Consider the following 16177-nt stretch of genomic DNA (forward strand, 5'->3'; position numbering starts at 1 on the left):
ATGGCAGGGGTGACGCCCTCGGCAAACGGCCTCAGGGCCATCTCCGCCGTGACTCCCACACATCGTGGAGTAGGTCAGGGCATGCTCGGCTCTGCCTGGGACTCATGGTGGAGATGGCGACCCACGCAACCACCGGCAACCGCACCGTCCGGACGGGCTTCCCCATCTCTGTCGTAGATCCCTGCCCGGAGGGCAAACAGCTCTTGCGGTCCGCCAGCGTGGCCGGCCGATGCCGGCCGGAGGTCGCCAGCAGGCCGGGGCCGGGCCGGCGCGGCCCGCTTTGCGGGCCGCCTTGACCACGACCAGGTGGCGGGGCTCGCGGAGGCGTGCGGACGCTATGGGTGGCTGGTGCGGTTCCTGGCCTACACCGGGCTGCGGTGGGGTGAGGCGTCGGCGTTGCGGGTGTCGCGGCTGGATCTGCTGCGCGGCGGGTGACCGTGGCGGTGGCGTTCGCGGAGGTCGGCGGGGAATTGGTGGAGGGCACGCCGAAGAACCACCAGCGGCGGTCGGTGCCGATTCCGCGGTTCCTCGTCGACGAGCTGGCCGCGCATGTCGCCGGAAGCGGCGTGAGGATCTGGTGTTCACCGCACCGAACGGCGGGCCGCTGCGCAACACCAACTTCCGGTCGCGAGTCTTCGCGCCGGCAGCGGCGTCGGTCGGGCTGGCCGGGCTGACTCCGCACGATCTGCGGCACACGGCCGCGAGTCTGGCCGTGACGGCGGGTGCAAACGTCAAGGCGGTGCAGCGGATCTTGGGCACGCCTCGGCGTCGATGACACTGGACGTGTACGCGGGGCTGTTCGGTGAGGACCTGGACGCGGTTGCCAACCGGCTGGATGAGGCGGTCGCCGCGCGGGACAAGGACTATTCAAGACTCGATCCGCCAGCGGCGACGTGATCGACCTCCGGAAACGACGAAGCCCAGGTCGTTGACCTGGGCTTCTGCACCGAGCCGCCTGACGGAATCGAACCGTCGACCTACGCATTACGAGTGCGTCGCTCTAGCCGACTGAGCTAAGGCGGCAACGGTCACCAAGTGTACGGCACGGCCCCGCACCGACCGAATCCGATACCCCCGTCATCGCCACGCCCCGAATCCGGGCATCGAGCGCTAAAGCGTCGTTCGCCGGACAGCGCTCGCATCGGGGCCGGACTACGCTGCGGCGGTGACCGACGATCACGCCAGCCCCGACGATCACGCCCGCCCCCACGGCCGGTCGGCCGCCGCGAACACCGGCGACCAGGCCGCCGCGGAACGGGCCGGGGAGCGGGCGGCCCGCCGCCCACGGAGCACCGACCCGCTGGAGCTGGGCTTCACCCCGCGCAAGCCGGTCCCGTGGCTCGCGCCGTTCCTGCTGATCAGCACCGGCATCCGTACGCTCCTCGCGATGCTCTTCGGCGCGTACCTGGACAAGCGGGAGCTGCAGAACTCGCTGGAGGCCCGCATCGAGCGGCAGGTCGGGCCGGACGGCGGGCTCTGGCTGGACTACGTGGCCGACCTGGGCGACGGCTTCAACGCCACCTACTCGATCGCATACCTGCTCGCTCAGGCGGAGCTGGAGATCGACGGGCACCGGCTGCCGCGGGCGCAGACGCTGGTGATGGGCGGCGACCAGGTCTACCCGTCGGCGGCCTTCGAGGCGTACGAGGACCGGTGCAAGGGTCCCTACCAGGCAGCGCTGCCTGTCACCCCGCCCGAGCGGCCCACGCTCTTCGCGGTTCCCGGCAACCACGACTGGTACGACGGCCTCACCGCCTTCCTGCGGCTCTTCGTCCGCTCCCGGGACCGGCACTTCGGCGGTTGGGGTACCGGCCAGTCCCGGTCCTACTTCGCGGTCGAACTGCCCGCCGACTGGTGGCTGCTCGGCCTGGACGACCAGTCCGGCTCGTACCTGGACGACCCGCAACTGGCCTACTTCGACACGGTGGCGCAGCAGCTGGGTCCGCAGAGCCGGGTGATCCTCGCGGTGCCGGCGCCGACCTGGGTCAAGGCCGTCGACCACCCCACCGCGTACGACTCGATCGACTACTTCATCCGTACGATCATCGCGCCCACCGGGGCGCAGGTGCGGCTGCTGATCTCCGGCGACCTGCACCACTACGCCCGGTACGCCGGCCCGGACCGCCAACTCGTCACCTGCGGCAGCGGCGGCGCCTATCTCTATCCGACGCACAAGCTGCCCGAGCGGATCGAGGTCCCCCCGAAGGACACGCTGGCGCGGCGGGCCAGCCTCTCCCGCCCGTACGACCTGGCGGCGCGTTACCCCGACGCGCCCCGCAGCCGGCGGTACGGCTGGGGGATCTTCCCCCGGCTGCCACTACGCAATCCGGGCTTCACGACGCTGCTCGGCACCCTGCACACCCTGCTGATGCTCGCCATGGCCGGCGTGGCGGCCAACCGGGTCGGCACGACCGAGCAGCGGCTGTTCAGTGTGCCTCTGGTGCTGATGCTGCTGGTCACGCTGCTCGGGGCCGCGTTCTTCGCGAAGCCGCCGAGCGCCGGCGGCAAACGACATGGCCGGCACTGGATCCTCGGCGTCGGGCACGGGCTGGCTCACCTCGCGCTGGGTGCGGCCGGCACCTGGGTCTGGTTGCAACTGCCCTTCGCCGACTGGCCGTGGCCGCTGCCGGTGGTCGCCGCCGCAGTGATCTACGGCCCGGTCAGCGGGTTGGTGGCGAGCCAGCTGGCGGCGGCGTACCTGCTGGTTGCCGGCGCGTTCGGGGTGAATCTCAACGAGCTCTTCGCCGGCCAGGGCATCGAGGACTCGAAGGCGTTCCTGCGGATACGGATCGACCCGGACGGCGCGCTCACCATCTATCCGATCGCCGTGGACCGGGTCGCCCGCGACTGGCAGGTAAACCCCGACGAAACCCCGACGGCCTCCTGGCTGACCCCGCGGACCCCCCTGAACCCTCGCCTGGCCGAACCCCCAATCAAGATCACCTAACCACCCCATCCCTCCCATCCCTCCCACCCTCCCAGACCCCGGACCTCCCGGATCCCGCGGCGATCATGAAGTTATTGCCGTGACACGCCGAAGCGGGCGGCAATAACTTCATGATCGACGGGGAGAGCCCGGACGGAGGAGGCCCGGACGGAGGGGGAGGGGTTAGGCGTTGTAGTGCTGGTCGTGGGCTTGGCGGGGGGCGCAGACGGACGCGCGGGAGCAGGAGCAGCGGGAGCCGTCGGCGTCCAGACGGACCGTCACCGAATCCCGCGGAACGCTGTGGCCCACCACTCGGCCGTCGCCCTCGGGCGTGGAGACCCTGGCACCGACGGGCGGCGCCGACTCCTGGAACCGCTGGTAGAGCGGGTGCTCGTACTTCAGGCAGCACATCAGCCGGCCGCAGGCTCCGGAGATGCGCAGCGGGTTGAGGGGAAGATCCTGGTCCTTCGCCATCCGGATGGTGACCGGCTCGAAGTCGGTGAGGAAGGTCGCGCAGCAGAGGTCCCGCCCGCAGGAGCCGATTCCACCCTGGACCCGAGCCGAATCCCGGGCGGAGAGCTGCCGCAGCTCGACCCGGCAGTGCAGGGTCGCCCCGAGATCGCGAACCAGCGAGCGGAAGTCCACCCGGTGCGGGGCGGTGAAGTAGACGGTGGTCCGCTCCCCGCCGGCCTCGGCGGAGCCGAGCACATGGTCGATGGCCACCACCTTCATCGGCAGCCCGTGTGCCCGGATGAGCCGCTTGGCGGCCACCTTCGCCTCCGCCTTGCGGCGGCGAAGCGCCTCGTCACGGCGCAGGTCGTCCTCGCCGGCCAAACCGGCCAGCTTGGGGAAACCGTCAGTGTCCTCGCTGACCCACTGCGCGGCCCAGACGCACTCCGCCACCTCGGGCCCGTCGTCCGTGGGCACCAGCACCTTGTCGCCCACCTGGGGGCGAAGCTCGCCCGGGTCGAGGTAGTAGAGGCGCCCGTACCGGTTGAAACTGACCGCGCAGAGCATGCCCATGCCCCCACCCTACGACGAACCGGCGGCCCGTGTCGGGGCCGCCGTCGCCGGCTGACTACGCCGGGGAGCCATCCACGAAGGTCGAATCGACTGATCCGGCGGCCAGCCCGTCGTGCCGTTGATCCTCGCCCGGACGGCTGAATCCGCGCCACGACGGGCGACAAACGACCGGCGGGCGCGTTGAGTGGAGACCAGACCTGCGGGGGGTGCAGGGGGAAGTCCACGGCGTCGCCGCCGGCACCGGCCTCGGCCGGGTGTCCGAGCGCGACGCCGTGGACTGTCCGGGGTCACCAGCCCACGCGGGTGACCCCGTCGTAGCGGGGGCTGCCGACCACCGACGGACGCCACGTCGACTCGGCGAGGCTCGGCCCCCACTGCCGCAGCAGTGTCTCCGCCCCGTCGTAGGCGACGCAGAGCACCGCGAGCACCCTGGCGGCGATCTCCGCCGCCGCGATGACGCGCGGACCGGCCGATCCTGGTCGGGACGCCGCCCCGGTCAGTACGGAGGTCGCGGCGACCACCGTCACGGCCTCGGCCGAGCGGAGTGCGTCGGCCAGCGCCCGGGCCAACGCGAGCCGGCTGCCCTCGACCCAATCGGCGAGCGCGTCGGCGTAGCCGGCCGTGGACTCCAGCCGCCCGACGAGGCTCTCCGGCCCCTCGTCCAGGTGACGCAGGAGCGCCGCCCGCGACTGCCCGTACGCCTCGGCGGCCGGCCCGGACCAGAGCACCGGATCGGTCAGCGTGGTGGAGACGTCGTCGTAGCCGTGCACCTGGCGGCGCACCCCGTGGCCGGCGTCCGCCAGCGGGGCGGGGCGCAGATCCAGGAAGTGGCGTACCGCCTCGCCGGGGAGTACCTGCATGCGGCGCAGCAGCGGCCAGACCCGGTGCTCTTCCGGAGCACCGGTGGCGAGCAGCGTGTCCACCCGGCGCAGCAGGTCGAGCCCGGGCTCGGCGAGCCGGTCCAGGGCGTCCATCACGCCTCCCCGACCAGCCGCCGTCGTACCTTCTGGTCGACCTCGACGTAGTGCTCGGCCGCCTCGCGAACCGCGGCGGCGGCGGCGTTGAGCCGGCCGGCGGCCACCCGGGCCTCCCGGGACCGGCTGTCGGTGGCCGCCGTCCACTGCCGGTGCAGGGCCCGGCCGATCTCTCCCGGCCGACCCGGCGCGTCGGCGCCGAAGGCGGCCTGCGGCGGGTCGGTCGCGGTGACGGTGTGGGACAGCGTGGTGAGTGCGGCGGTCGCCTCGTCGAGGCGATTCGCCAGAGCGCGCAGAGCCTCCATCTCAGGCCCCCGCGAGCGGTCGGTAGACGGCGAAGGTCTCGTTGTGCAGCTTCTCCCGGGCCCACTCGGCGGCGTCGGCTGCGGCGGTGACGGCGGCCTGCACCGAGCCGGCCACGTCGCGGGGATTGCGGGTGTGCAGTGGGCCGAGGAAGCGGACGTCGGTGATCCGGCCGCCGGCGGTCACCACCACCTCGACCAGCCCGTCGGGCGAGCGCACGGTGACCTCCACGGTCGACACCGCCTGGTCGAACTCGGCCTGGAGTGACTCGATGCGGCGGTAGCGCCGCACCGCCTCCTCGATCCAGGCCTCGTCGATCTCCCCCCGTGGCATCGGCGGACTCCTCCCCCGGCTCATCCTCACTGAGCGTGGCGCCCCCGTCACCACGACGTTCCCCGGGACCGTACCGTATGGAAATCGCGCCTGTCGATGCCTGTGGACGACCGGTCCGGCACGCGGGACCGGTGCCGGGCGAGGCACGCCGGCATGCGCAGTAAGTGGCTGCCGGTCCCGGCGAACCGGCACTCGCCGGGCCGGTGCAGGCCGGAGACGGCGGCCCGTCCCGCCCGGTCAGCCCTTCCAGAGGGCGAGCATCATCGCCTCGACCGCGATCCGGGGCTTCACGTTCGCCTCGATGGCCGCGCGGCAGGCGAGCACCGCCTCCAGGCGGCGCAACGCCCCCTCGGCGTCCCACTTCTGTGCTCCGGCGGCGGCCACCTCGGCGGTATCGGTGTGCACCGGCGCGACCGGCGCGCGCAGCGCCATGGTGAGCGCGTCGCGGTAGAAGCCGGCGAGGTCGACCAGCGCCCGGTCCAGCGCGTCCCGCTGAGCCCTGGTGGCCCGCGACTTCTGGCGCTTCTCCAGTTCCTTGAGCTGCCCGGCGGCACCGCGGATGGCGCCGGCCGCGCCGCGGCCGGTGCCGCCCGCGCCGAGCGCCGTCTCCAGGGCCGCCCGTTCGGCCGCGTCGGACTCCACCACGGACGCCTCGGCCTCCGCCTCGGCGGCCTCGATCAACGCGGACGCCGCGTCGAACGCCGCACCCACCCCGGTGAGCCGGCGCGGGACCGCGAGCACGGCGTCGCGCCGCTTGCGGGCCTCCGGGTCGCGGGCCAGCCGCCGGGCCCGGCCCACGTGCCCCTGGGCGGCCGCTGCCGCCCACTGCGCCACGTCGGGGGCGACGCCGTCGCGCCGGGCCAGCACCTCGGCCACCGCGGCGGGCGGCGGCTGTCGCAGTGGTACGACCCGGCACCGCGACCGGATGGTCACCGAGATGTCGTCCGGGTGGGTGGACGGGGCGCAGAGCAGGAAGACCGTACGTGGGGGCGGCTCCTCGACCGCCTTGAGCAGCGCGTTGCCGGCCGCCTCGGTGAGCCGGTCGGCGTCCTCGATGATCACCACCTGCCAGCGGCCGCCGGACGGGGTGCTGGCGGCCCGCAACACCAGCGCCCGCATCTCGCCGACGCCGATGGAGAGTCCCTCCGGCACCACCAGCCGGACGTCCGCGTGGGTGCCCGTCATCGTGGTGTGGCAGCCGGGGCACTCGCCGCAACCCGTGCCGTACACGCACTGCAGGGCGGCCGCGAAGGCGCGCGCCGCCACCGAGCGCCCGGAGCCCGGCGGCCCGGTGAAGATCCAGGCGTGGGTCATCCCGGCGCCCGGGTCGGCGGCGGGCGTACCGGCGTCGGCGTTCCCGGCCGGCACGGGCGTCCGGTCGCCGGCGGCATGCCGCAGCACGGCGGCCGCCGCCGCGGCGGCCCGGCGCAGGGTGGCCACCGCCTCGTCCTGGCCGACCAGGTCGGCGAAGACGTCAGGCATCAGGTCCGTTGCTCCATCGTCACCATCTCCGCGTCGGATAACTCCGGTTGTACCGAGGTGTCCGGCCCCTGCGCCCGGCGCGGGTGCACGATCCCGGCCGGGTCGCCGAGCAGCTCGTCGACCCGCTGGGCCACCAACCGGGCGATCTCCTTGACCTGCCAGCCGGCGTCGAGCACCAGGTAGCGCTTCGGGTCGGCGGCCGCGAGGTCGAGGAACGCGTACCGGACCCGCTCGTGGAAGGCCACGGACTCGGCCTCCAGCCGGTCGGCGGACTCGCTGCGGGCCTCGACCCGGGACAGTCCGGTGCGCGGGTCGACGTCGAGCAGCACCACCAGGTCCGGCTTGAGCCCGCCGGTGGCCCAGGAGGAGAGCCAGGAGACCTCGTCGACCGGCAGCGTGCGGCCCGCGCCCTGGTACGCCAGGGAGGAGTCGACGTACCGGTCGCTGATCACCACGCCGCCCCGGGCCAGCGCCGGGCGGACCACCGTGGCCACGTGGTGGGCGCGGTCGGCGGCGTAGAGCAGCGCCTCGGCGCGCGGCGACGGCGCCTCACCCTCGGTGGGGTCGAGCAGCAGTGACCGGATCCGCTCACCCACCGGCGTGGCGCCCGGCTCGCGGGTGACCACCACGTCCCGGCCCTGCGCGCGCAGCCGATCGGCGAGGATCGCGAGCTGGGTGGACTTCCCGGCGCCCTCGCCGCCTTCGAAGACCACGAAGAGCCCGTTGGAGACGAACGGCTCGGCGGGCATGAGCGGACGACCCCGGATCGAACCCCAGAGGTCGGCCAGGACCGGTACGCCCTTCTTGTCGTCCATCTGCCCGAACGCGCTGATGCCGGCGAAGATGCCGGCCGCACCGGCGGCGAGCAGCAGCAGCCGGGTGGAGGAGACCGAGATGCCCAGGTCGGCGATCTCAAGCTGGCGGGAGCCGCCGACACCGGCGAGCAGGCTGCTCAGCGCGATCGCCAGGATGAGCACCAGCCGGGTGCCGATCTGCACGACCGCGAAGACCCGCCCGCGTACCTCGTCGGCGATCTCCCCGCCGAGCAGCGTGGTGCCGGCCAGGAAGGCCATCCCGGCGCCGGCGCCGACCAGGATCGCGCCGACGATCGCCATCGACAGGTGGATGGCGAAGGCGAGCGTCATGACCGCCGCGCTGGCCAGCACGATGCTCATGCCGAACCAGCGGCGCCGGGACATCTCCTTGACGATCATCGGGCCGAGGCCGATGCCGAGCGCCAGGCCGATGAAGATGGCGCCGAAGAGCAGGAAGAAGGCGGCGTCGCCCGCGCCGAGCGAGTTCGCGAAGAACCGGGCGGTACCGATCACGATGCCGCCACCGGCGAACGCGCCGAAGATGCCGAGCACCAGGCCCCGGACCAGCCGGGTCTGGGAGATGAACCGCCAGCCCTCGACGAACTGCCGGGTCATGCTCTGCTCGGCGTGCTCGTGCTTACCGCCCCGGCTCTGGCTGATCTCCTTGATCCCGAACGCCACCACTACGGCGGTGGCGAGCCGGGAGAAGGAGTTGAACCAGAGCGCCAGCTGGGCCGGCTCGGCCCAGCCGGGGACCTCACCGCCGGTCGCCGCTCGCACGCTGCGGTCCAGCCCCGCGATGGCCAGCGCGGCGAGCACCGGCGTCAGGCCGTACGTCGTGATGAGGGTGAGCTGGTTGGCCGTCTCCAGCCGGGCGCGCGGGATCAGGTTGGGTACCGCGGCCTCCTTGGCCGGAATCCACATCAGGGTGATCGACTCGATCAGGAACGTGGCGATCGCCGCCCAGGTGACCACCAGGGCGCCGCTGGCGCCGGTGAGGGCGTACAGCGGGATCGAGGCGAAGAGCACGAAGCGCAGCAGGTCGCAGATGACCATGGTCCAGCGCCTGTCGAACCGGTCGGCGAAGACGCCGGCGAGCGGCCCGAGCACCAGCGCCGGCAGCAGCCGTACGGCGATCACGCCACCGAACGCGGCACCCTGCGCCGTGCTGCCCTGCACCTGGGCGGCGGCGAAGACGGAGGTGGCCAGGAGCCCGAGCCAGTCGCCGAAGGAGGCGACGCCGAGCACGATCCAGAGCCGGCGGAACGGCCGGATACGCAGCACCGAGCGGATCGCGCTGTAGCCGGACCGGTCGGTCTGCGGCGGGGAGGTCGGTTTGCCCGCGGCACCGCCGATCTGCCCCTCGGCGCTGCCGAGCGGGGCGGTGGGACTCTCCGCCGGGCCCTGCGGGCCGTCGGGCTGGCCGTTGGACGGCGACACGCCGGACGACTCGCCGTTGTTCTGGCTTTCGATGGCCGTACCTCCACGTGCCGGCCCATCCCTGGGCATCCCCGGTGGAACACTCTAGACCCGGTGGGCTGCTGACCCAGCCTGACATTCTCCTGCTCGCCGAGCCTAGGCCGCCGGGACCATGACCCGCAGCCAGGCGGACGCGAGGCTATTTCGCATTGACCGCCGGACAGTTAGCGTGCACACGTGGCCATCGAAAGCGACAAACTTCGCGAGCGCCTGGAGCGGGCGACCGCGCACCTGGATCCGCCGTACGCCGTGGTCGACCTGACCACCTTCGACGCCAACGCGGTCGAGCTGGTCGGCCTCGCCGCCGGCAAGCCGGTCCGGCTCGCCAGCAAGTCGGTACGCAGCCGAGAGCTGATCGCCCGTGCGCTGCGGCGGCCAGGCTGGCGGGGCGTGATGGCGTTCACCCTGCCCGAGGCGATCTGGCTGGTCCGGGCCGGTGTCTGCGACGACGTACTGGTGGCCTACCCGACCGCCGACCGGGGTGCCCTGCTCGCGCTGACCGGCGACGCCGATCTCGCCGCGGCCATCACGCTGATGATCGACAGCCCCGACCAGCTCGACCTGATCGACGGCGTCCGCGCCGCCGACCGCCGACCCGAACTGCGGGCCTGCCTCGAACTCGACGCCTCCTGGCGACCGCTCGGCGGGCGCGTGCACATCGGCGTACGACGCTCCCCGGTGCACGGTGCCGAGGCGGCCGGCGCTCTCGCCGCCACCGTCGCCGGGCGAGCCGGGTTCCGGCTGGTCGGTCTCATGGCGTACGAGGCGCAGATCGCCGGTCTCGGCGACGCGCCACCCGGGCAGGCGGTACTCGGCCAGGCGATCCGGCTGGCCCAGCGCGGCTCGTACCGGGAACTGCTCGCCCGCCGGGGCGCGGCGGTGGCGGCCGTACGGGAGCACGCCGAGTTGGAGTTCGTCAACGGCGGTGGCACCGGCAGCGTGGCCGCGACCAGCGCCGATCCCGCGGTCACCGAGGTCACCGCGGGATCGGGACTGTACGGCCCGACGCTCTTCGACGCGTACCGCGCCTGGCGCCCCACCCCATCGGCCTACTTCGCCTGCTCGGTGGTGCGTCGGCCTGCCCCCGGCCTGGCCACCGTGCTCGGCGGCGGCTGGATCGCCTCCGGCCAGGCCGCGGCCAGCCGGCTGCCCCGGCCGGTCCTGCCGGCCGGGCTGAAACTGCTCGGTCCCGAGGGCGCGGGCGAGGTACAGACGCCGTTGGCCGGCGGCGCAGCCGACAGGCTCCGCGTGGGCGACCGGGTGTGGTTCCGGCACGCGAAAGCCGGCGAGCTGTGCGAGCACGTCAACGAGCTGCACCTGATCGAGGACGAGTCGATCGTCGCGACGGTGCCCACCTACCGCGGCGAGGGGCACGCCTTCCTCTGACGCGGGTTGGCCACGCGCACCACGCGCCACCCCGCCCGTCGATTCTCTACCGATCGGGCCGACCGGTCGGCTCAGTTGGTCCGGGCGCCGTCGGTCGCGGCGTCGACCTGGCGATGCAGGTACTCCCGGATCAGCGCCTTGGCCTCGGCCAGCACCCGGTCGTCGCCCTCCTGGCTGCGCCGGAACGCGAGCTTGATGAGCGCGTCGGCCGTCTCCACGGCGACCTCCAGGTGGAAGCGGAGTTCGGGGACGTCCGTGAGCCCGAAGCGCTCGGTGAGCACCCGGGCCAACTGGTCCGCGATCACTCCGTTGTTGTCCCGCTGCTCATCGAGCAGGTGCAGGTCGACCACGTCGCCGAAGTGCAGGGTACGGAATCCGGGAACGGTGCGGTGCATCGAGATGTACTCGTCGATGCTCGCGTCGACGCCGTCCCACCAGTGGGTCAGGTCGTCCGAGGCGAACCGCTCGTCGAGCCGCTGGAGGTAGGACTCCATCGTGCGCAGGGTCAGCGCCTGCACGATCGCCCGCTTGTCCGGGAAGAACTGGTAGACCGACCCGATCGCCACCTCGGCACGCTCGGCGAGCAAGGTCGTGGTCAGCCCCTCGTACCCCACCTCGTCGACGAGTTCGGCGCAGGCGTCCAGCATCCGCTGGACCCGCGCGACACTTCGACCCTGCACCGGTACGCGGCGCAGCGGCCCGGTCGTGGCGGCTGGTGTGGACACTCGGCGCCACCCCCCTTCGACGGATGAACATATCTGCACGTCACGAGCCCGTGACTACCGGTACAACGAGCGGACCTCAGTTGCGGTATTTACCAGCGACAACGTTCCTGATATGAAGTCACTTCATATTCATATCGAGGAGCGCGCATGGCCGGCACCGCACCCTCCACCGAACCCTGGTCCAACTGGGCCGGCAACCAGAGCGGTCCCGCCATCATCCTGCGCCCCGGCTCAGTCGCCGACATCGTCGATGCCGTTCTCGCCACCCGGGACGCCGGCGGGCGGATCCGGGTCGCGGGCAGCGGGCACTCGTTCACCCCGATCGCCCTCGCCGACGACCGGCGGATGGAGCTGAGCGCGCTGGACACCGGCGTGCGGGTGGACGCCGCGCAGCGGCTCGTCACCGTACCGGCGGGGATGACGCTGCACGCGCTCAACGACCTGCTCGCCCGGCACGGACTCGCGCTGCCCAACCTGGGCGACATCGACGCGCAGACCGTCGCCGGGGCGATCTCCACGGGCACGCACGGCACCGGTGCCGGGCACGGCTGCCTCGCCACCTTCGTCGAGGCGATCACCCTGGTCACCGGCGCCGGCGAGGTGCTGCGCTGCTCGGCCGAGGAGAACCCGGACGTCTTCGCCGCCGCCCGGGTCTCGCTCGGCGCGCTCGGCGTACTGGTCGAGGTGACGCTGCGCTGCGTGGACGCGTTCGTGCTGCACGCGCACGAGCGGCCGGCGCCCCTGGACGACGTACTGGCCGAGCTGCCCGCCCTGATCGAGGGGCACGACCACGTCGAGTTCTACTGGTTCCCGTACACGACGAGGGTGCAGGTCAAGGCGAACGACCGGGTGCCGGCCGACGACCGACCGCTGTCCCGGCTGCGCGGCTGGCTGGACGACGAGTTCCTCTCCAACACCGTCTTCGCGGGCGCGTGCCGGGTCGGCCGAGCCGTGCCGGCCCTCGCTCCGACCATCAGCGCCATCTCCGCGCGCGCCCTCACCGAGCGCCGGTACACCGGGCGCTCCGACGCGGTCTTCTGCACCTCGCGCCGGGTCCGCTTCGTGGAGATGGAGTACGGCCTACCCCGCGCCGCGCTCGGCGAGGCGCTCGCCGCACTGCGGCGCATCGTCGACGGGCTGCCGTTCAAGGTGCTCTTCCCGGTCGAGGTGCGCTTCACCGCCGCCGACAACATCTGGCTGTCGCACGGGTACGGCCGCGACTCCGCCTACCTGGCCATCCACCAGTACGTCGGCATGCCGTACGAGCCGTACTTCACCGCCTTCGAACGGATCGCCGCCGAGTTGGGCGGCCGGCCGCACTGGGGCAAGCTGCATTGGCGCGACGCGGAGTCGCTGGCTCCCGCGTACCCCCGCTGGGCCGACTTCCGCACCGTCCGCGACCGCCTGGACCCCGACCGCGTCTTCACCAACCCCCACCTGATCCGAGTGCTCGGCGTCTGACAAATTTTTCACGCGTTTTATACGCTTCAGAGAATTCACGATTCTGTGAAACAGGCGTAGCGTCCAGGGCATGACTAGCGCCATCAATGTCTCCGGCCTGGTGAAGACCTTTGGCCGGGTACGCGCACTCGACGGACTGGACCTGCACGTCGACACCGGCGAGGTGCACGGTTTCCTGGGCCCGAACGGCGCCGGGAAGTCCACCACCATCCGGGTCCTGCTCGGCCTACTGCGGGCACACGCCGGAACGGTCGAACTGCTCGGCGGCGACCCGTGGCGGGACGCGGTGGACCTGCACCGACGCCTCGCGTACGTGCCGGGCGACGTGAACCTCTGGCCGAACCTGACCGGTGGCGAGGCGATCGACCTCTTCGGCTCGCTCCGGGGCGGCCTCGACAAGCGCCGCCGGGACGAGCTGATCCAGCGCTTCCAGCTCGACCCCTCGAAGCGCGCGCGGACGTACTCGAAAGGCAACCGGCAGAAGGTGGCGATCGTCGCGGCCTTCGCCAGCGATGTCGAGCTCTACATCCTCGATGAGCCGACCTCGGGGCTGGACCCGCTGATGGAGGCGGCGTTCCAGGAGTGTGTACGCGAGGTGACGCGGCGCGGCCGGACGGTCCTGCTCTCCAGCCACATCTTCTCCGAGGTCGAGGCGCTCTGCGACCGGGTGAGCATCGTCCGGCAGGGCCGCACGGTGGAGACGGGCACCCTCGCCGAACTGCGCCACCTGACCCGCACCTCGGTCTCGGTCGAGGCGACGCGTCCCATCACCGGGCTGACGGACCTGCCCGGCGTGCACGACGTCGACGTCGCGGCCACCCACGCGACCTTCGCCGTGGACAGCGGCGAGCTCAACCGGGTGCTCGGCTACCTGACCCAGTTCGACGTCCGCACCCTCTCCAGCGCCCCACCCTCACTGGAGGAGATCTTCCTGCGTCACTACGGTGACGAACTGGTGGGCGCGCGATGAGCAGCTCCCGCACCGGAACCGCCCGGCTGGCCCGCCTCGCGCTACGACGTGACCGGGTGCAGCTGCCGGTCTGGATCCTGAGCATCGCCGCGCTCGGTGCCTTCGCCGCATCGGCGATCGGCACGCAGTACCCGACCGAGGCCGACCGCCTCGCCGTCCTGCGCGTGGCCGTCGAGACGCCCGGACTGCTGATCTTCCGGGCCGCCCCCACCGGCACCAGCGACGGCCAGATGACCGTCTTCGGAATCCTGGCGATCCTGGCGCTGATGGCGGGCTTCATGAGCACCCTCGCCGTCGTCCGGCACACCCGGCAGAACGAGGAGACCGGCCGTACCGAGATGATCGGCGCGACGGCCGTCGGACGGCAGGCGAGCCTGACTGCCGCGCTGGCCGTCGTCGTGGGCGCCAACCTCGCGCTGGCCGCGCTGATCGGACTCACCCTCGCCGGCAACGGGGAACCGGCCGGCGGCTCCTTCGCCGCCGGCGCGGGGGTCGGCGCCGCCGGCATCGCCTTCGCCGGGATCGCGGCCGTCGCCGCACAGCTGACCCAGGGCGCCCGCGCCGCCAACGGGATGGCCGCCGCGGCTGTCGGCACGGCGTACCTGATCCGTGGCCTCGCCGACGCGTTCGGCGACGTCCAGCCGAACGGCTACACGATGACCAGCGCTTGGCCCTCCTGGCTCTCCCCGATCGGCTGGACCCTGCAACTGCGACCGTTCGCCGGCGACCGGTGGTGGGTCCTCGCGCTCCCGCTCGTGTGCTTCGCGATCACGACGGCGGCGGCCTTCGCCCTGGCCGCTCGGCGCGACGTCGGCACAGGCCTGCTCGCGGACCGGCCCGGACCGACCCGGGCGTCCGCCGCGCTGCTCGGTCCGCTCGGCCTGGCCTGGCGGCTGCAGCGCGGCACGCTGTGCGGCTGGGCCGTGACGATCGTCGCGTTCGGGCTGGTCGTCGGCTCGATCGGCAACGCCGTGCAGGACCAGTTGATGACGAACGAGAACGTCCGGGGAAGGCTCGACGACCTCGCCGGTGGCGGCGGGCACGAGGCGATGGACTCCTTCTTCGCCGCGATGATGGCGACGATCGCCGTGCTGGTCGCCGGCTACCTGGTTCAGGCACTGCTCCGGGCGCGCGCCGAGGAGTCCAGCGGGCGGGTCGAGGCGGTGCTCGCCACCGCGACGGGCCGGCTGGCCTGGCTGGGCGGCCACGTCGTGGTCGCCACCGCGGGCGCCGTGGCCATGCTCGGGCTCGCCGGGGTCACGATCGGCCTGGTGTACGGCGCCAGCGCCGGCCACCTCGGCGGCCAGATCCGGCACCTGGCCGCCACGGCGTACCTGCAACTGCCGGCGGTGCTGACCCTGGCCGGGCTCGCCGTGGCGCTGCTCGCGCTCGTGCCGCGGATCTCGATGGGGCTCACCTGGTTCGCCTTCGCCCTCAGCTTCGTACTGGGCCCGTACGGCACGCTCTTCGGCGTGCCCGAGACGGTGCGGGCCATCTCGCCGTTCAGCCACGTACCGTCAGCACCGGCGGAGGCCACGGCGGCACCGATCGTGGCGATGTCCGCCGCCGCGCTGGCACTCGGCCTGGCCGGCCTGGCCACCTTCCGCAGACGTGATCTCGTCGGGTGAGAGCGTGGTGTGCGACCCGCCTGCGGCGCGGCCGGCTCGGAACCGGCCGCGCCGGCGGCCATCCGAACCAGTCCGGGCGGCCGCCCGCCCGGCGAGCCGTTCCGGACCGCCGCGACGGCAGTTTCAAAAAGTAGTGAAAGATAGGCAGATGCAACCCGCAGGCCAGCGCGACGAGGAAGCGGTACGGCGCTTCATCGAGCACTTCGCTCTCACCTTCAGCGACATGGGTGTGCCCAGAATGCCGTCGCGCGTGCTCGCAGCGCTGATGGTCGCTGAGGAGCCCGGGCTGACCGCAGCTCAGATCAGCGAACGGCTAGGGGTCAGCCCGGCCGCGGTCTCCGGGGCGGTGCGCTACCTGATCCACGTCGGCATGGCGGTACGCGAGCCGGCTCCCGGGTCTCGACGGGACCTCTACAAGGCGGCCGAGTCCACCACCTACACCTCGATGATCCGCAGCGGGATCTACACGAGGTTCGCCGACGTCGTACACGAAGGCGTGCTGGCGGTCGGTGACGAGGCGTCCCCGGCTGGTGCCCGGCTCGCCGGGCTACGCGACTTCTTCCTCTTCGTCCAAGCGGAGATGAGCGCGGCCGCGGAGCGGTGGGAGAAGATGCGCGCAGATCGACAGGAAGGGCGACCGCCCGTCTGATCCGCGGCGCGGAGCGCCCGCCC

Annotated in this window: 16 protein-coding genes and 1 tRNA gene; 9 read left to right on the plus strand and 8 right to left on the minus strand. The window is 72.5% G+C overall.

What is annotated here, in order from left to right; genetic code table 11:
• Positions 1-306 precede the first annotated feature (306 nt).
• From BXA10_RS32435 to BXA10_RS32445, 3 genes are read left to right on the plus strand one after another with little or no spacing between them, the layout of a single operon-like run.
• Entirely contained in the window at positions 307-435 is a 129-nt protein-coding gene (locus BXA10_RS32435) for a hypothetical protein (RefSeq protein WP_281251435.1), read from the plus strand.
• Entirely contained in the window at positions 383-775 is a 393-nt protein-coding gene (locus tag BXA10_RS32440; protein ID WP_076470798.1) for a tyrosine-type recombinase/integrase, read from the plus strand. The genes BXA10_RS32435 and BXA10_RS32440 overlap by 53 nt, the downstream gene beginning before the upstream one ends.
• Positions 772-897 (plus strand): hypothetical protein, encoded by a 126-nt coding sequence (locus BXA10_RS32445; protein ID WP_281251433.1) that lies wholly within the window; start codon positions 772-774, stop codon positions 895-897. Before BXA10_RS32440 ends, BXA10_RS32445 begins: the two co-directional genes overlap by 4 nt.
• A gap of 52 nt (positions 898-949) precedes the next feature.
• Here the strand turns inward: BXA10_RS32445 and BXA10_RS14225 are convergent.
• Positions 950-1023, minus strand: a tRNA-Thr gene (locus BXA10_RS14225).
• A 142-nt stretch (positions 1024-1165) separates the two neighbouring features.
• Here BXA10_RS14225 and BXA10_RS14230 point away from each other — a divergent pair.
• Positions 1166-2947, plus strand: coding sequence for a metallophosphoesterase family protein (locus BXA10_RS14230; RefSeq protein WP_076470799.1), 1782 nt, complete (start codon positions 1166-1168; stop codon positions 2945-2947).
• A 162-nt stretch (positions 2948-3109) separates the two neighbouring features.
• Here BXA10_RS14230 and BXA10_RS14235 read toward each other — a convergent pair whose 3' ends face one another.
• The 6 genes from BXA10_RS14235 to tmk all read right to left on the minus strand — a co-directional run bounded on the left by BXA10_RS14235 (position 3110) and on the right by tmk (position 9365).
• The gene (locus tag BXA10_RS14235) at positions 3110-3949 is read right to left on the minus strand and encodes a PSP1 domain-containing protein (RefSeq protein ID WP_076470800.1); all 840 of its coding nucleotides are present in this window, start codon (positions 3947-3949) and stop codon (positions 3110-3112) included.
• Between the two features lie 287 nt (positions 3950-4236).
• On the minus strand, positions 4237-4923 hold the full coding sequence (locus BXA10_RS14240) for a hypothetical protein (RefSeq protein ID WP_076470801.1): 687 nt from the start codon (positions 4921-4923) through the stop codon (positions 4237-4239).
• Positions 4923-5228, minus strand: a complete 306-nt coding sequence (locus tag BXA10_RS14245; protein ID WP_076470802.1) for a hypothetical protein — start codon at positions 5226-5228, stop codon at positions 4923-4925. Before BXA10_RS14245 ends, BXA10_RS14240 begins: the two co-directional genes overlap by 1 nt.
• 1 nt (position 5229) lies before the next feature.
• Positions 5230-5559 (minus strand): YbaB/EbfC family nucleoid-associated protein, encoded by a 330-nt coding sequence (locus BXA10_RS14250; RefSeq protein ID WP_076470803.1) that lies wholly within the window; start codon positions 5557-5559, stop codon positions 5230-5232.
• Positions 5560-5796: 237 nt separating this feature from the next.
• Entirely contained in the window at positions 5797-7041 is a 1245-nt protein-coding gene (locus tag BXA10_RS14255) for a DNA polymerase III subunit delta' (protein ID WP_076470804.1), read from the minus strand.
• Positions 7041-9365 carry a dTMP kinase gene (gene tmk, locus BXA10_RS14260; protein ID WP_281251434.1) on the minus strand — a complete coding sequence of 775 codons (2325 nt, stop codon included), beginning with the start codon at positions 9363-9365 and terminating at the stop codon, positions 7041-7043. The genes BXA10_RS14255 and tmk overlap by 1 nt, the downstream gene beginning before the upstream one ends.
• 147 nt (positions 9366-9512) lie before the next feature.
• On the opposite strand from tmk, the gene BXA10_RS14265 reads away from it, so the two are divergent.
• A complete protein-coding gene (locus BXA10_RS14265; protein WP_076470805.1) occupies positions 9513-10721 on the plus strand; it encodes an amino acid deaminase/aldolase in 1209 nt (402 codons plus the stop codon).
• 71 nt (positions 10722-10792) lie between these two features.
• On the opposite strand, the gene BXA10_RS14270 is transcribed toward BXA10_RS14265, so the two are convergent.
• A complete protein-coding gene (locus tag BXA10_RS14270) occupies positions 10793-11368 on the minus strand; it encodes a TetR/AcrR family transcriptional regulator (protein ID WP_076470806.1) in 576 nt (191 codons plus the stop codon).
• A 225-nt stretch (positions 11369-11593) separates the two neighbouring features.
• Here BXA10_RS14270 and BXA10_RS14275 point away from each other — a divergent pair, with 225 nt between their 5' ends.
• The 4 genes from BXA10_RS14275 (at position 11594) to BXA10_RS14290 (ending at position 16154) form a co-directional block, all read left to right on the plus strand.
• Positions 11594-12907, plus strand: a complete 1314-nt coding sequence (locus BXA10_RS14275; protein WP_076470807.1) for a D-arabinono-1,4-lactone oxidase — start codon at positions 11594-11596, stop codon at positions 12905-12907.
• Between the two features lie 70 nt (positions 12908-12977).
• Entirely contained in the window at positions 12978-13877 is a 900-nt protein-coding gene (locus BXA10_RS14280; protein WP_076470808.1) for an ABC transporter ATP-binding protein, read from the plus strand.
• The gene (locus BXA10_RS14285) at positions 13874-15505 is read left to right on the plus strand and encodes an ABC transporter permease (RefSeq protein ID WP_076470809.1); all 1632 of its coding nucleotides are present in this window, start codon (positions 13874-13876) and stop codon (positions 15503-15505) included. The genes BXA10_RS14280 and BXA10_RS14285 overlap by 4 nt, the downstream gene beginning before the upstream one ends.
• Positions 15506-15653: 148 nt before the next feature.
• The gene (locus BXA10_RS14290; RefSeq protein ID WP_076470810.1) at positions 15654-16154 is read left to right on the plus strand and encodes a GbsR/MarR family transcriptional regulator; all 501 of its coding nucleotides are present in this window, start codon (positions 15654-15656) and stop codon (positions 16152-16154) included.
• Positions 16155-16177: the final 23 nt, after the last annotated feature.

It is taken from the genome of Micromonospora avicenniae, from assembly GCF_900156065.1.
In the GTDB taxonomy this organism is placed as follows: Bacteria; Actinomycetota; Actinomycetes; order Mycobacteriales; family Micromonosporaceae; genus Micromonospora; species Micromonospora avicenniae.

Coding starts and splice junctions, on each gene's coding strand:
- BXA10_RS32445 (WP_281251433.1), top strand. CDS start 772: ATGACACTGGACGTGTACGCGGGGCTGTTCGGTGAGGACCTGGACGCG.
- BXA10_RS14235 (WP_076470800.1), bottom strand. CDS start 3,949: ATGGGCATGCTCTGCGCGGTCAGTTTCAACCGGTACGGGCGCCTCTAC.
- BXA10_RS14240 (WP_076470801.1), bottom strand. CDS start 4,923: ATGGACGCCCTGGACCGGCTCGCCGAGCCCGGGCTCGACCTGCTGCGC.
- BXA10_RS14245 (WP_076470802.1), bottom strand. CDS start 5,228: ATGGAGGCTCTGCGCGCTCTGGCGAATCGCCTCGACGAGGCGACCGCC.
- BXA10_RS14250 (WP_076470803.1), bottom strand. CDS start 5,559: ATGCCACGGGGGGAGATCGACGAGGCCTGGATCGAGGAGGCGGTGCGG.
- BXA10_RS14255 (WP_076470804.1), bottom strand. CDS start 7,041: ATGCCTGACGTCTTCGCCGACCTGGTCGGCCAGGACGAGGCGGTGGCC.
- tmk (WP_281251434.1), bottom strand. CDS start 9,365: ATGCCCAGGGATGGGCCGGCACGTGGAGGTACGGCCATCGAAAGCCAG.
- BXA10_RS14270 (WP_076470806.1), bottom strand. CDS start 11,368: ATGCTGGACGCCTGCGCCGAACTCGTCGACGAGGTGGGGTACGAGGGG.
- BXA10_RS14275 (WP_076470807.1), top strand. CDS start 11,594: ATGGCCGGCACCGCACCCTCCACCGAACCCTGGTCCAACTGGGCCGGC.
- BXA10_RS14280 (WP_076470808.1), top strand. CDS start 12,978: ATGACTAGCGCCATCAATGTCTCCGGCCTGGTGAAGACCTTTGGCCGG.
- BXA10_RS14285 (WP_076470809.1), top strand. CDS start 13,874: ATGAGCAGCTCCCGCACCGGAACCGCCCGGCTGGCCCGCCTCGCGCTA.
- BXA10_RS14290 (WP_076470810.1), top strand. CDS start 15,654: ATGCAACCCGCAGGCCAGCGCGACGAGGAAGCGGTACGGCGCTTCATC.